Here is a 14,272-nt window from a genome sequence, read left to right as displayed (position 1 = left end):
GTCTCTACAGCAAATTTGTAGAGGCTGTTTTTTATATTGAGGAATACCGGCCGGGTGAAGTGGGAGAATCGCCGCTAAACTAGTGGATATCGCCGCTAAAAGTGCCAGAATCGCCGGCAAACCCGTGAATATCGCTACTAAACCTACTAGAACCGCTGATAAAAACCACCCACGGAAAGGAGCAAAGCAATGAAATACAAAGGTTGGTTGTTGCCACCTGCATTACGAGATTTTCATGAAGGACGTATTTGCTTAAAGGAGCATGTCCCATTTTCAAAGGGAGATATCGAGAAATCGATCAATCACAAATACTTCCATATAATAGAAGGAATTCAAAAAGAGCCGCATCTAAAATGCAATCGCTGCCATAATGATAATCCTCAGCAATTTACAACGTTTGCTTGTTCAAAATGCCAGCAGCAATGTATATATTGTAGACATTGTCTGAACATGGGCAGAGTGAGTAGCTGTACGCAATTGACGATCTGGGCTGGCCCTCGCGCAATGAGAACAAGAAAGCACTCACTCAAATGGGCAGGGCAATTTACAGTGCTTCAACAACAGGCCGCAAATGAAATGCTAGAAAGTGTTAAAGCAAAGCGTTCGCATCTTATCCATGCCGTATGTGGGGCAGGAAAAACAGAGCTACTTTTCCCGACTGTACACTATGCGTTAGAGCAGGGCTTACGGGTATGTATCGCTACGCCACGTACAGATGTAGTGCTCGAGTTATATCCGCGCTTTCAAACTGTTTTCCAGCAAACGATCATCCATGCACTATACGGTGGATCACCAAAGCAGGAGGGCTACGCACAGCTTGTGTTTGCTACAACTCATCAGCTTTATCGTTTTGAACAAGCGTTTGACGTCATGATTGTTGATGAAGCTGATGCATTTCCATATACATTTGACGAAACCTTACAAAGCGCTGTGCAAAAGGCGAAAACAGAAAACGCACCAATAATGTTGGTCACAGCAACACCTTCGCAAAAATTACTTACTCAGTATCAAAATAAAAGCTATTCATTTATCCCGAAGCGCTATCATAACCGTCCATTACCAGTCCCTCGATTTCATTCCCTATGGAGCTATGAAAAAAGTTTAAAACGAGGAAAGATCCCACGACAGCTAAAACAATGGACAGAGGAGCGCCTTGCACGCAAAGAACCTTTTCTATTATTTTTCCCGAAAGTAGAATTAATGAAAACAGCTACGCCCCTTTTTCAATTATTAGATAGAAGCATTATGGCGGTGTACGCTGAAGATCCTCAGCGTAAAGAAAAAGTGCTTAAACTGCGCCATGAAGAAGTTCCAGGCTTACTGACAACGACCATTTTAGAAAGAGGAATTACGATAAAAAACGTACAGGTCGCAGTGATTGGGGCAGAATCAACAATTTTCACTTCCAGTGCACTAATACAAATCGCTGGGCGAGTTGGACGAAATGCTAATTTTGCAGATGGAGACGTCGTATTTTTTCATCATGGTATTACGATTGAAATGGATGATGCGCGTATCAAAATTCTTTATTATAATAAGAAAGGATTTTCATCATAATGAATAAAATTGAAACACTTTGCTTATTATGCTCACAGCCTTTGCAAGCAGCAATTTCATGGAAAATACTTTTAACAAAACAATTTCAACCAACGATCTGTGATAGGTGCTCGGCTCGATTTGAATATTCCTCAACAGCAACAGCACTTTACCAATATAACGATGCGATGAAAGATTATTTGCATCAATATAAATTTCTTCAGGATGTCGCACTTGCTAAAGTATTTCGGCAGGAGCTACATGCACGATTTAAACATGAAAAAGCAACCATCATTCCGATTCCTATGCATCCCCTCAAGCAAAGGGAACGTACCTTTTCGCATATGGAGGAGCTATTAAAAGCTGCTAATATTCCTTTTATACAACTTTTAGAAAAGACGACGACAGCAACGCAAAGCTCCAAAAACAGAGAGCAGCGCATCCAAGCAGCTTCTCTTTTCCGTCTGATGGCTGGAGCACAAGTAGAGCATAAAGAATATCTTCTTTTTGACGATATAAAAACTACAGGAACGACTTTAAGGCATGCTACTGAGGTTTTATTAAACGCAGGCGCTAAAAATGTCAAAAGCTTCACACTAATTAATGGATGAAAATGCTAATGCATTGTGTATAATAGATTACGAGTATATAAATTTCGTTTAGCTGTTATATGTAAGAGGAGGAAGAGTTGATGGCAGAGGTTCGTAATTGTCCGAAATGTAATGAGTTTTTTAATTATACAGGGGTCCGAGAAGTATGTCATAAATGTGCTCAATCTGAAGAGGACTTATATCAAATCGTTTATCGCTTTTTACGTAAACGTGAAAACCGTGCAGCGACAGTAGAACGCATTGTTGAAGCAACTGGTGCTGAAGAGGATCTATTGTATAAATGGGTACGCAAGGGGCGCTTACAGACTGCGATGTTCCCGAATCTTGGCTATCCATGTGATAACTGTGGTCATCTAACGACACAAGGTAAGCTTTGTACAAAATGTCAGGATGAATTGAAGTCGGAGCTACGTACATTTGAAGCGGCGAAGGAGTTCCGTGAGAGTGTGGCAGAACGTGATCGTGTAACATATCACGCAGAACGAAAACGTTAACTTCTTTCAGCGAGTGTCCAAACACCCGCTGAAATAGAGGAACTCAGTCTAAGAACGCCACGTCCTGTGGCAACAACTGAGTGACCAACATCATGCTGCTGACGCTACGCTTTCGCGCAAAAAACATCTGCAGGCCTAAGCACAAAGCCGATTCCGGACGCAATTGTGCCGAGGCATAATTGATAGGTCTAAAGTGTGTTAATTTTAAACAAAATTAGCACACTTTTTTATATTTGAAAACTTAACATTATGTGAGACAATCCGAAATAATAGGAAGATAAGCTTTTTAGATAGGGGGGTTATTAAATGAAAATTACATCTTATGGGATTAATGCAGTGAACGCCTATAAAAATCAAGTGCGCAATGTAAAATCAGGCGCTAACAAGGCATCTTTTGCAGATAAAATCGAAATTTCAAAAACTGCACAGGAGATGCAAGGAGTTTCAACATACAGCACAGAGCGTGCAGAACGCGTACAACAACTAAAAAAAGATATCAATTCTGGTGAATACAAAGTGGACGCTCGCAAAGTTGCAGAAGATATGCTGAAATATTATCGTTTCTAAGGAATATCAGAAAGGGTGCTTAGCAAAATGTCTACAGAAGCGATCTGTTCTACATTAACAAAGCTAGAAAGAATGCATAAAAGCTTACTTGAACTAGCCATTAAAAAAACTGAAATCATTACAGTTGGGAATATCGAAGCACTGGACCAAATGCTCAAGGATGAGCAGGCGCATGTAGCGGCCATCGATAAGCTCGAGCAACAGCGTCAGAAACAGGTAACGGACTACCTTGAAGCAAAAGGATTTGCTTCAACTGACAAAACAACTGTCGCTGATGTCATCGAGGCTGCTGAACAACAGACTGAAAAAGATACGCTTTCAGCAGTGCGCAATCGATTATTGCAAATCATCAACGACTTAAAAGAACAAAACGATTTAAATCAAAAACTAGTGTTTCAATCACTACAATTTGTCAATCTCACAATGGATACTTTGCGACCTCGGACAGAGCAAATGAACTACTCTGGTAATGAGATACGCGGAACAAATAAGGTTGCCAAAAAATCATTTTTCGATTCTCAAGCATAGTTTCTTGCGCCCATGTAAGAAATTTTGCTTGGAATTATAAACGTTAATAAAAAGGAGGAAAAAAAATGCGCTCAACATTTATGGGCTTAGAAGCAAGTAAACGTGGTTTATTTACACAACAAACAGCTTTATACACAACTGGACATAATATTTCCAATGCAAATACATTAGGTTTCTCTCGCCAACGGGTAAATATGCAAGCGACTCCTGGTTTTCCAACGCCGGGTTTAAACTCACCGTATTACCCTGGGCATCTTGGAACTGGGGTTGAAACTGGATCAATTCAACGTATTCGTGATGAATTTATTGATCGACAATATCGCCAAGAAACAAATAAATTTGGCTATTGGGAATCACGTTCAAATGCGATTTCTCAAATGGAAGATATTATGGACGAGCCATCTCAATTTGGTTTAAACGCGGCATTAGAACAGTTCTGGAAAGGGCTTCAAGATGTCAGTACAAATCCAGAAAATACGGCCTCTCGTAAAGTAGCTATCTCACGTGCTGATCACCTAGCTGAATCATTTAGATATATGGACAAGCAGCTAAAAACAATTCAAGGTAATTTAGGGAACGAAATTAGTGTTGCGACGGATCGTATTAACTCACTCTTAAAACAAATTGCTGCCATCAATAAACAAGTTCAGGAAGTAGAGCCGAATGGTCTTGTACCGAACGACTTATACGATGCACGTGATCTTTTAGTCGATGAATTAAATAATTACATACCTGTTTCAATTAAACGAGTTGAATCTGGCGGAAATGCTAGTTCAGTGGCTGAAGGAACCCTTACAGTTGTGTTTAAACCAAATGGTACAGATGAAATTGAGCTAGTTAATGGTAAAGACTGTGCTACTATCGAAGTAAATGGCACTGGTTCAAAACAAATTAATGGCAACGACTTGTCTAATGTATTCTCATCTATTCAAGTAAGTGGACTTGGCCAAATAGAATCGATTACATATGACCAGTTAGAACCAGGTAAAGGGAAACTGTTATCCCTTATTGATTCATATGGTTATACTGCAACAAATGCTAATGGGGATACTATTACTAAAGGTTATTATTCTGAAACATTAGCAGACCTTAATAAATTGGCAGCTGAATTTGCTAAAGCCTTCAATGATATGCATAAGCAAGGCTATGATTTATCAGGTAATAAAAATAATATAGATTTCTTTACTACGGAAACTGGACCAATAACTGCTGGAAATATTAAGGTAAACGATGAGTTATTAAAAGATCCTTCTAAATTAGCTGCTTCTTCTGGACCGAACGAAGAAGGAAACGGTAAATGGGCACTTGAACTTGCTAATATTCAATCCAAAGTCCAAGGTGGTTTAGAGGGTGCGACATTTAACTCTTTTTATCAAGGAATGATCGGTAAACTTGGAACTGACGGTGAAGAAGCTTATCGTTTAAACAAAACGTCTGAAAAATTATTAGTAACACTTTCTGGTAATCGTGACTCAGTAAGTTCAGTGTCCCTTGATGAGGAAATGACAAATATGATTACGTTCCAACAAGCATATAATGCCAACGCACGTATGATTACAGTTGTCGATGAAACATTAGACAAAATCATTAACGGCATGGGCCGTGTAGGACTATAGAAAATATTCTAGATTGATAGAAAGGGGCTTTTAAAAAATGCGCGTAACGCAATCTATGCTATCCAATAACATGCTTTTAAATTTAAATAATGGCTACAGTAGAATGTCTAAGCTGCAGGACCAAATAACTTTGGGTTCTAAAATTACTCGACCTTCTGATGATCCTGTAATAGCAGTAAAAGGAATGGGCTATCGCCGTGATTTAGGGCAAGTTGAACAATATACACGTAATATGAATGAGGTTAATAACTGGATTGATACAACAGACGAATCGCTTGACCAAGTTGGTGAACGGATGAAGCGTGTGCGTGAGCTAGTGATTCAAGCAGCAAATGATACGAATACACCGGATGAACGTGCAAAAATCAAAGCTGAAATCGATCAAATTCGTCAGCAAATTCAAGATGTAGGAAACACAAAGATTGCTGATCGTTATATTTTTAGTGGAACACGTACGAATCAGCCATTGTTTGAGAATGGTGCAATTGACCCAACAACAGTAAACTCAGAAGATGTAGTTATTGAAGTTTATGATGGCATTCAGATGAAAGTTAACACTCCTGGAGCTGGACTATTCCAAGATATTGATAATATGATGGGGGAAATTTCAGATCTTTTAGATCCTAATCGTGCTGGTGGACCAGCGACTGGTGAAGAAATCGGTAATGCTCTTGGAGGAGTAGCTGAACATAGCACTGGAGATGACATTACAGCGATTCATAATAAAATTCTCGAGGCGCAGGCTGATGTCGGAGCACGTCAAAATCGTGTGGAGTTAATGGAGAATCGTCTTTCTATCCGTGAAGTAAGTGTAACAAAGCAGTTGTCTGATAATGAAGATGTTGATTATGCGAAGGCTATTACTGAAATGGTTACTAGTGAATCAATTCATCAAGCTGCACTTTCTGTTGGTGCTAAAATTATTCAACAAACATTAGTAGATTTTATAAGATAATTATAGTAGTCTTTCAAATTGAATCAGATTTGAGAAATCTTAACGAATAAGATTAAAATGAAGCGTTTGGACATTTTGTTCAGACGCTTTTCTTGAAAGGAGAGAAGCAGATGAGACTCCCACAAATTCAAATTAATACGACAGATGCAAAATTAGACCTTAATATATCAAAACCACAACAATATATTAAACAACCAAAAGCAACACAGCATATTGAACAGCCAGCCGCTATTTTAGAAATTCGTACGACTAAAGGCGTTTTAAAGATAGACTCTTCTCAGGCAAGACGGGATATTGGGATGATAGGTCCATTAGAATCAAGTGCCAACTACGCAGAAAAAGGAAAACAAGAGAACCTACAGGGAATGGCACGTAGGGCGAGAGAGGGACGTCAAATGATGGACAACGCTGGTAAAGGCCAGGGCCGTGCAACTATCCAAAATATCGCAAAACAAAATCATGGTCCACACCGTACGCCGTTTAATATTAAATTTGTACCATCAGTGGGTTCAGTGAAAATAGACTATACACCAGGTACAACAGATGTCAAGATTCAGCGGAGAGAGCCAATAATTGACGCAAAAGTGAACAAACCAATACACGAATACACACCAGGAAAAGTAACTGGTACAATGGTACAAAGACCGGATGTTGACATTAATGTCAGCATTTAAAGGAGCGTATAAAAGAATGAAAATTGCTACTAAATTTTTAGGTGAAGTCGAAATTGTAGAACAGGACATCTTAACGTTTGAGCATGGATTACTTGGATTAGAGAATGAAAAAAAATTTGTATTATTACCAATAGATGCAGATCTTCCTTTAGCGATGTTGCAATCTGTTGATAACGTGGAAATTGGCTTTGTAATTGCCTATCCGTTCGCCTTCAAAAAAGATTACAGCTTTGATATAAGTGAAGATGATCGTGAGCAGCTACAAATTGGGAAGGAAGAGGACGTACTTACATACGCTATTGTAACAATGAAGGAAACATTCCAAGAATCCACTATGAACTTGCTTGCGCCTTTAATCATTAACATGGATAAAAAATGTGGTAAACAAATTGTTCTTCAAGATAATAAATCTTATTCATTACGTTATCCAATGCAAACATTGGAAGGAAGTGCGAAATAATGCTAGTGCTTTCTCGAAAAAAAGACGAATCTATCATGATTGGCGATCAAATCGAAATTAAAATACTAGCTGTCGAAGGTGAGCAAATTAAAATCGGCATTGTTGCACCAAAATCAGTTAAAGTACACCGTTCTGAAGTTTTTGAAGCCATTCAAGCACAAAATAGAGAAGCTTTATCAGCATCTTCAAGCTTCTTGGAACATCTAAAGAAAAAATAAAGAATACGTTTTTAGAGATAATTTTAAATTAGTAATCTATTACATAAAAAAATAAAAAAACTTTCAAAAAAACTATTAAACATTTCCAATTAAATACGATATATAAATTGTAAGGGGCAGGAAGTACATACATACTACCTAATCCGAAATTCCACATGGATGTGGAATAACAAAACAAACATTCAAGGAGGAATTCCAAATGAGAATTCAACACAACATTTCAGCTTTAAACACACACCGTAACCTTACTTTCAACAACACTCAAGCTTCTAAAAACCTTGAGAAATTATCTTCAGGTTACAAAATCAACCGCGCTGGTGACGATGCTGCTGGTTTAGCAATCTCTGAAAAAATGCGTGGACAAATCCGTGGTCTTGACATGGCAACTAAAAACGCTCAAGACTCAGTTTCTTTAATTCAAACTGCTGAGGGTGCACTTAACGAAACACACTCTATCCTACAACGTATGCGTGAATTATCAGTACAATCTGCAAACGATACAAACGTAACTTCAGACCGTGAAGCATTACAATTAGAGATTGACTCTTTAGCTCAAGAAATTACTCGTATTTCAACTGACACAGAGTTCAACACACAAAAATTATTAAACGGTTCATTCGGTACAGCTATTTCTTCGCCTAGCTCTGCAACTGATGCTGGCGGTAAAGTATTCCATATTGGTGCGAACTCAGGCCAATCTATTAACTTATCAGTCATGAACATGAGTGCATCAGCACTTGGTGTAAATGCACTTGATACAGGTAATGTTGCATCTTTAGGAGCTGCTGGTTCAATTGGTGCTGGTATTAACATCACTACTCAAACAAATGCAGATAACTCAATTTCTGTTATTGACTCTGCATTAAAACGTGTTTCTGAAACACGTGCATCTTTAGGTGCGGTACAAAACCGTTTAGAACACACAATCAACAACTTAGGTGCAACTTCTGAAAACTTAACAGCTGCTGAATCTCGTATCCGCGATACTGATATGGCAAAAGAGATGATGGGCTTCACGAAAAACAATATCTTAATGCAAGCTGCACAATCTATGCTAGCGCAAGCTAACCAACAACCACAAGGTGTTTTACAGTTACTTCAATAATTTATTAATAATAATTAAACCTTCAGCGTTTATAGCTGAAGGTTTTTCTTTATATTTTCATTTGAAAGTCGATATTATATAGAGGTGAAATATTGATGAATAAAGATATCTATATAGAAAAAATATTGATGAAGAGTGGCGATGAGACATTAAAGGTAAATGATTTTCTTATACACAGTAAATATAATCCAAAATTAGAGAGTGAAAAACTAGCTGAAAAATATTATGTACCACACCATGTGCATATCGTATTTGGGTACGGTTGTGGTTATTTAGTGGATGCATTGATAGACCGTTTTCAATTTAATGAGCGCCTTATCGTTATTGATCCACTATTAGACAATGGAAAGATAAAGGTTAAAAAATCACATGAAAATCTAATTATTTTTAACAGCACTGTAATTGAAGATTTTAATATTCATTTACAAGATTTTGCAGAAGAAATTCGAACTTCTTTTCAAGTATTTTGCCTAACTAATTATGATAAAATTTTTCCAGAGTTGTATAAGAAAGTTTTGCAAAAAATAAAGGATGTGCAAATGTCTAATCGAACGAATGATTTGACGTTAATACTTTTTGCTGAACAATGGCAAAAAAACTTTATAGATAATTTATTCAACTTAAATAAGGATTGTAGTCTTAATTTGTTACACAAGTCATATTCTTGTCCAATAGTAATTGCTTCTGGTGGACCTTCCTTAAGTAAACAGATACCTATGTTAAAAAAAATTCGTGATTCTATTATAATCATTGCAGCAGGTACAACGATCCATTCATTAATAGCGGAAGGTATTTATCCAGACTACGTAGTTTCTGTGGATCCTGCGAAAGAAAATTATGAAACGTTTGAAAATTTATATTTCAATAATACTAAAATAATTTATACTTTATTAAATCACCCTAGAGTAAGAGATTCTTTTAAACAGAGTGGATATGTGGTCGATACTAGTGGATGGGGTACCTTTTCAAGATATATTCGTGATGAATTAAATATCGAAGTTCCCATTCTGTTAGGAGGTGCTTCTGTAGCAAATCTTGTTTTTTCTATCGCACAATATATAACAACTGGACCTATAGCATTTATAGGGCAAGACCTTGCTTATACAAATAATGTGACGCATGCCACATATAACAGTCAGGCACGAGAAGTAGATGTAGAAGTTTTAAAAGCAGAATCTGCTTTTAAAGTAGAAGGTTATTATGATGATTCTGTGTGGACTACGCCACCATTGTATGCAATGAAACTTGATTTTGAAAAAATGATTAAGAGAATTATTCCAGAAGTTTTGTTTTTTAATTGCACAGAAGGTGGTGTGAAGATTAATGGTTTTCCGCAAATGCCTTTTGCAGAATTCTGTGCTCAATATGTAACAAACGAAAAAGTTGAAATCAAGAATCACGATGCATCACAACAAATCCAATTAGATGTTAATGAGGTTTTACAAAAAAAAATAAAATTATATGAAAAGCTTATCCGTATTTTTACTAGTGGCTTAATAGAATTATCATCTAATCGTTCAAATACATATTTTGAACAACGTGTTTTAAGGGAATTGGATAAAATTGAAGAAAAATCGCAAAAATTATTAAAACAATTACCTATTGAATCTATTGTTTCACCTATTACGATGAAGGTTATGCGTGGTTATTTACCAAGGGAAAATGAAGAAGCTGATGAGAAATATAAACGAATTTATAATCAAACAAAAGATCTTTATACTGAAATGATACAGGCTATAAAGAAAACAAAGAACTATTGCAATGAAGTTTTCGAAAAACATAAAAGCGAGGAATTAGAATGAGAGAAGAAGTAATTGAAGTAATTATTAGTTATAATGATTATTTGGCAAAAGTACCAGCTGGAAACATTCAAATTGCGAATTATTTACGCGAGGATAAAATTGGAAATGCTTTACAAATGATATTAGATTTTTCCGAAGGGATGGATTGGCTAATACAAGCTGTAGAATTGTTAGGGCAGAATGATGTAAACGTGAAGTTTGAGGCAGAAAAAATTCATGAGTTTTTACATGAAGTAAATACTGGTTTAGAAATACGAGACTATGTGTTAGTAGCAGATATGTTTGAGTATGAGATTTCTCCATTTTTTGAAGAGTTACATCCGATTGTAGGGATTATTTAATGATGAAATGGTCGTTAGAGAAGGCTAAAAATGGTGAATCTACATTACAACTAAATGGAGTAACTATTTATAGTAAGTATCGACCAATAGATGATGCGAAGCGTTGGATTAATGCCGAATGTGATACTAAAAGTGAAGAATATTTTATGATTGGTCTTGGTCTTGGTTATCATTTAAAGGCACTTGTCGAAAGTACGCAAGGAAAAAGAATAACTGTTTACTATTTTGAACAACAGGAATTAGAACTCTTTCTTTTAAAAAACAGTAATGAAACATGGTGGCAGCAAGAAAATATTAAAATTGTCCATGATTTGAATAATTCCTCGATACATGCTGATATGCAGATACTGATTCCCAATGTGTGGTTACAAGCAATAGGTGAAAATCATCCGTTGTTCAATATTTTAGATATAATTAAAAATAATCAAATCGCATATAAAAAAGATGCAAAATTAATGGCCAATAATTTTAACGAAAATATAAAATTAGGTGATGACTGTCATTATCCAAAGCCAACTAAAAAAGTAGCTTGTTTAGTAGCAGCAGGACCCTCTCTTGACGAAACTATACATTGGCTAAAGGATAAACAAAAATATGTAGATATTTATGTTGTAGGTGCAGTATTAAAGAAGCTATTGGATCAAAATATTGAACCTACTGCAACTATTATTTCAGATGCTAATAATGTTATTGAAAATCAATTATATAATAGTAACTTTACAGGTGATTTATTTTATTTATCGACAGCTAATAACAAAGCAGTTAGCACGTATAACGGGAAGCGTTATATCTTATTTCAACAAGGCTATCGTTTAGCTGAAGAAGTAGCAAGAGAAAAACAATGCCTACTCATAGAAACAGGTGGTTCGGTAGGGACAACGACATTCAGCTTGTTAGAGTTAATCGGTTATCAATCTATAATATTATTTGGTCAGGATTTAGGTTTTACAGGCAAACAATCTCATGCAACTTCAGCAACTTCAATAGAACTAAAGTATACAAAGGAAGTTCGAACAGTGTTAGCTAACGATGGTTGTAGAATTAACACAACCTCCAATTTATATGCATTTTTACATTGGTATAATGAAAAAATGAATTGTACCAATATAAAGGTGTACAATACGGCTAAAATGGGCGCAAAGATTAATAATGTACCTCTTGTTAATCATGAAGAGTTTATTGACATTGTAAAAAAGTAGAGGGTGTGTAGGTATGGCTAAGAAAGTATTAGTAACAGGAGCAGATGGTTTTATCGGCTCTCATTTAACAGAAGCATTAGTACGACAGGGCTATGATGTACGTGCATTTGTTTATTATAATTCATTTAATTCATGGGGTTGGTTAGACCAGTCATCATCAGAAATAAAGGCATCATTGGATGTGTTTTCTGGGGATATAAGAGATCCATATGGGGTAAAGGAGGCAATGAAAGGTTGCACACATGTATTAAACTTAGCGGCACTCATTGCAATCCCATATTCATATCATTCTCCATCGACATATGTTGATACAAATGTAACTGGTACATTAAATGTTGTACAAGCTGCAAAAGAATTAGGGATAGAAAAGATTGTACATACTTCAACAAGTGAAGTATATGGAACAGCTTTATATGTACCAATCGATGAGGACCATCCATTACAAGGACAATCCCCTTATTCAGCATCTAAAATCGGAGCCGACCAAATGGCTTTATCATTTTATCGTTCATTTGATACACCAGTGTCAATTATTCGTCCTTTTAATACATATGGACCACGTCAATCGGCTCGTGCGGTAATACCAACCATTATTAGTCAGCTAGCGAACGGCAAAAATACAATTAAGCTAGGCTCCATTAGTCCGACACGTGATTTTAACTATGTAAAAGATACAGTAAATGGCTTTATAACCGTAATGGAATCTTCTAATTCAATTGGTGAAGTGATTAATATTGGGTCAAATTATGAAGTTTCGATTGGTGAAACAGCAGAAATGATTGCAGATATAATGGGGGTTAATTTAACAATTGACACCGATGAGAAACGCCTGCGTCCTGAAAAAAGTGAAGTAGAACGCCTATGGGCAGAAAATAAAAAAGCAAAAGAATTATTAAATTGGTCACCACAATATGGTGGTAAAGAAGGCTTCCGACGAGGTCTTGAAGAAACGATTGAATGGTTTACAAATCCAAAGAATTTATCTCAATATAAGGCAGATGTATATAACATATGAATAATCAATGGGTGGCATTTACAGAGCATATAAAATCCTATTACGGGAAAGAATTTGTACCTTTACATGAACCAACGTTCAATAACAAAGAAATCGAATATGTAACGGATTGTGTTAAGTCGGGATGGGTATCCTCTGTTGGGGAATATGTTAATCGCTTTGAGGAGGATTTAGCTCGCTTTGTAGGTGTGAAGCGTGCAGTTGCTGTTGTTAACGGAACGGCTGCACTTCATATTGCTTTAAAGGTTGTAGGTGTAGAAGCAGGGGATGAAGTTTTAGTACCTTCCCTTACTTTCATTGCTACGGCAAACGCTGTATCGTATATGGGTGCTGTACCTCATTTTGTAGATGTTTCCTTTCAGACATTAGGTGTTGATATGGAAAGATTAAAGATACATCTTGAGACTATTGGCGAATTGCGTAATGGTAATCTTTATAATAAAGAAACGGGCCGACGAATTTCAGCTCTTGTTCCGATGCATACATTTGGACATGCTGTTGATATTGATGGATTACTTGAAATATGTGAAATGTATCATCTTGTTCTAATTGAAGATGCTGCAGAATCTTTAGGAACATATTATAAAGGAAAACCTACAGGGAGCTTTGGGAAAGTAAGTGCTATTAGTTTCAACGGAAATAAAATTATAACAACCGGTGGTGGCGGTGCGCTTGTGACGGATGATGATGCGTTAGCTGACTATGCCAAGCATTTAACGACAACTGCCAAAGTTCCTCACCGTTGGGCTTATGATCATGATGAAATTGGTTATAACTATCGAATGCCAAACTTGAATGCAGCATTAGGTTGTGCACAACTAGAAAAAATGCCAATGTTTATTCCGCAAAAGCGTGAGTTAACAAAGCGGTATGAGCAATGGTTAGTAAATTTAGAAGGTGTACATTTATTTAAAGAGCCTGCAAATACCAGAAGTAATTATTGGCTACAAACATTGATACTTGATGAGCGATATAACCGTGATGAAGTATTGAATTTTTTAAATGAACAAGGTGTAATGAGTCGCCCAATTTGGACGCCGATGCACAAACTTGCAATGTATCAAAAATGTCCGAAAGCAGATTTGAATGTGACAGAGCAGTTAAATGAAAGTGTTGTTAACATTCCTAGTACACCATTAAGTGAGGTATAA

16 protein-coding genes are annotated in these 14,272 nt (G+C 36.5%); all 16 read left to right on the top strand.

What is annotated here, in order from left to right; genetic code table 11:
• Positions 1 to 189: 189 nt before the first annotated feature.
• The 16 genes from ACQKOF_RS11060 (at position 190) to ACQKOF_RS10985 (ending at position 14,272) form a co-directional block, all read left to right on the top strand.
• Entirely contained in the window at positions 190 to 1,557 is a 1,368-nt protein-coding gene (locus ACQKOF_RS11060; protein ID WP_427556671.1) for a DEAD/DEAH box helicase, read from the top strand.
• Positions 1,557 to 2,147, top strand: a complete 591-nt coding sequence (locus ACQKOF_RS11055; RefSeq protein ID WP_427556668.1) for a ComF family protein — start codon at positions 1,557 to 1,559, stop codon at positions 2,145 to 2,147. Before ACQKOF_RS11060 ends, ACQKOF_RS11055 begins: the two co-directional genes overlap by 1 nt.
• Positions 2,148 to 2,227: 80 nt before the next feature.
• Positions 2,228 to 2,641: a TIGR03826 family flagellar region protein gene (locus ACQKOF_RS11050; protein ID WP_400729522.1), complete on the top strand. Its 414-nt coding sequence runs from the start codon at positions 2,228 to 2,230 to the stop codon at positions 2,639 to 2,641.
• 306 nt (positions 2,642 to 2,947) lie between these two features.
• Positions 2,948 to 3,208, top strand: a complete 261-nt coding sequence (gene flgM, locus ACQKOF_RS11045) for a flagellar biosynthesis anti-sigma factor FlgM (protein WP_387083762.1) — start codon at positions 2,948 to 2,950, stop codon at positions 3,206 to 3,208.
• Between the two features lie 27 nt (positions 3,209 to 3,235).
• Positions 3,236 to 3,736, top strand: coding sequence for a flagellar protein FlgN (locus ACQKOF_RS11040; protein WP_427556665.1), 501 nt, complete (start codon positions 3,236 to 3,238; stop codon positions 3,734 to 3,736).
• 65 nt (positions 3,737 to 3,801) lie between these two features.
• On the top strand, positions 3,802 to 5,352 hold the full coding sequence (flgK, locus tag ACQKOF_RS11035) for a flagellar hook-associated protein FlgK (protein ID WP_427556662.1): 1,551 nt from the start codon (positions 3,802 to 3,804) through the stop codon (positions 5,350 to 5,352).
• A 37-nt stretch (positions 5,353 to 5,389) separates the two neighbouring features.
• Entirely contained in the window at positions 5,390 to 6,307 is a 918-nt protein-coding gene (flgL, locus tag ACQKOF_RS11030) for a flagellar hook-associated protein FlgL (RefSeq protein WP_427556660.1), read from the top strand.
• A gap of 110 nt (positions 6,308 to 6,417) precedes the next feature.
• Complete coding sequence (locus ACQKOF_RS11025; protein WP_427556657.1) at positions 6,418 to 6,981, top strand: DUF6470 family protein; 564 nt, start codon at positions 6,418 to 6,420, stop codon at positions 6,979 to 6,981.
• Positions 6,982 to 6,997: 16 nt separating this feature from the next.
• Positions 6,998 to 7,441, top strand: a complete 444-nt coding sequence (fliW, locus tag ACQKOF_RS11020) for a flagellar assembly protein FliW (RefSeq protein ID WP_427556654.1) — start codon at positions 6,998 to 7,000, stop codon at positions 7,439 to 7,441.
• The gene (csrA, locus tag ACQKOF_RS11015) at positions 7,441 to 7,659 is read left to right on the top strand and encodes a carbon storage regulator CsrA (protein ID WP_427556651.1); all 219 of its coding nucleotides are present in this window, start codon (positions 7,441 to 7,443) and stop codon (positions 7,657 to 7,659) included. Before fliW ends, csrA begins: the two co-directional genes overlap by 1 nt.
• Positions 7,660 to 7,858: 199 nt before the next feature.
• On the top strand, positions 7,859 to 8,764 hold the full coding sequence (gene hag / locus ACQKOF_RS11010; protein WP_427556648.1) for a flagellin Hag: 906 nt from the start codon (positions 7,859 to 7,861) through the stop codon (positions 8,762 to 8,764).
• A gap of 95 nt (positions 8,765 to 8,859) precedes the next feature.
• A complete protein-coding gene (locus ACQKOF_RS11005) occupies positions 8,860 to 10,566 on the top strand; it encodes a motility associated factor glycosyltransferase family protein (protein WP_427556645.1) in 1,707 nt (568 codons plus the stop codon).
• Positions 10,563 to 10,907 carry a hypothetical protein gene (locus ACQKOF_RS11000; protein ID WP_427556642.1) on the top strand — a complete coding sequence of 115 codons (345 nt, stop codon included), beginning with the start codon at positions 10,563 to 10,565 and terminating at the stop codon, positions 10,905 to 10,907. Before ACQKOF_RS11005 ends, ACQKOF_RS11000 begins: the two co-directional genes overlap by 4 nt.
• Positions 10,907 to 12,106: a motility associated factor glycosyltransferase family protein gene (locus ACQKOF_RS10995; RefSeq protein WP_427556639.1), complete on the top strand. Its 1,200-nt coding sequence runs from the start codon at positions 10,907 to 10,909 to the stop codon at positions 12,104 to 12,106. Before ACQKOF_RS11000 ends, ACQKOF_RS10995 begins: the two co-directional genes overlap by 1 nt.
• A gap of 13 nt (positions 12,107 to 12,119) precedes the next feature.
• Positions 12,120 to 13,121: an NAD-dependent 4,6-dehydratase LegB gene (locus tag ACQKOF_RS10990; RefSeq protein WP_427556636.1), complete on the top strand. Its 1,002-nt coding sequence runs from the start codon at positions 12,120 to 12,122 to the stop codon at positions 13,119 to 13,121.
• Complete coding sequence (locus tag ACQKOF_RS10985; RefSeq protein WP_427556634.1) at positions 13,118 to 14,272, top strand: LegC family aminotransferase; 1,155 nt, start codon at positions 13,118 to 13,120, stop codon at positions 14,270 to 14,272. The genes ACQKOF_RS10990 and ACQKOF_RS10985 overlap by 4 nt, the downstream gene beginning before the upstream one ends.

Source organism: Lysinibacillus sp. NPDC093190 (genome assembly GCF_050280425.1).
Classification (GTDB): Bacteria; Bacillota; Bacilli; order Bacillales_A; family Planococcaceae; genus Lysinibacillus.
This window is presented reverse-complemented; position numbering and strand designations above follow the sequence as displayed.

What these genes read in the sequence shown, in the direction of transcription:
- ACQKOF_RS11060 (WP_427556671.1), top strand. Translation starts at nt 190, where the DNA reads ATGAAATACAAAGGTTGGTTGTTGCCACCTGCATTACGAGATTTTCAT.
- ACQKOF_RS11055 (WP_427556668.1), top strand. Translation starts at nt 1,557, where the DNA reads ATGAATAAAATTGAAACACTTTGCTTATTATGCTCACAGCCTTTGCAA.
- ACQKOF_RS11050 (WP_400729522.1), top strand. Translation starts at nt 2,228, where the DNA reads ATGGCAGAGGTTCGTAATTGTCCGAAATGTAATGAGTTTTTTAATTAT.
- flgM (WP_387083762.1), top strand. Translation starts at nt 2,948, where the DNA reads ATGAAAATTACATCTTATGGGATTAATGCAGTGAACGCCTATAAAAAT.
- ACQKOF_RS11040 (WP_427556665.1), top strand. Translation starts at nt 3,236, where the DNA reads ATGTCTACAGAAGCGATCTGTTCTACATTAACAAAGCTAGAAAGAATG.
- flgK (WP_427556662.1), top strand. Translation starts at nt 3,802, where the DNA reads ATGCGCTCAACATTTATGGGCTTAGAAGCAAGTAAACGTGGTTTATTT.
- flgL (WP_427556660.1), top strand. Translation starts at nt 5,390, where the DNA reads ATGCGCGTAACGCAATCTATGCTATCCAATAACATGCTTTTAAATTTA.
- ACQKOF_RS11025 (WP_427556657.1), top strand. Translation starts at nt 6,418, where the DNA reads ATGAGACTCCCACAAATTCAAATTAATACGACAGATGCAAAATTAGAC.
- fliW (WP_427556654.1), top strand. Translation starts at nt 6,998, where the DNA reads ATGAAAATTGCTACTAAATTTTTAGGTGAAGTCGAAATTGTAGAACAG.
- csrA (WP_427556651.1), top strand. Translation starts at nt 7,441, where the DNA reads ATGCTAGTGCTTTCTCGAAAAAAAGACGAATCTATCATGATTGGCGAT.
- hag (WP_427556648.1), top strand. Translation starts at nt 7,859, where the DNA reads ATGAGAATTCAACACAACATTTCAGCTTTAAACACACACCGTAACCTT.
- ACQKOF_RS11005 (WP_427556645.1), top strand. Translation starts at nt 8,860, where the DNA reads ATGAATAAAGATATCTATATAGAAAAAATATTGATGAAGAGTGGCGAT.
- ACQKOF_RS11000 (WP_427556642.1), top strand. Translation starts at nt 10,563, where the DNA reads ATGAGAGAAGAAGTAATTGAAGTAATTATTAGTTATAATGATTATTTG.
- ACQKOF_RS10995 (WP_427556639.1), top strand. Translation starts at nt 10,907, where the DNA reads ATGATGAAATGGTCGTTAGAGAAGGCTAAAAATGGTGAATCTACATTA.
- ACQKOF_RS10990 (WP_427556636.1), top strand. Translation starts at nt 12,120, where the DNA reads ATGGCTAAGAAAGTATTAGTAACAGGAGCAGATGGTTTTATCGGCTCT.
- ACQKOF_RS10985 (WP_427556634.1), top strand. Translation starts at nt 13,118, where the DNA reads ATGAATAATCAATGGGTGGCATTTACAGAGCATATAAAATCCTATTAC.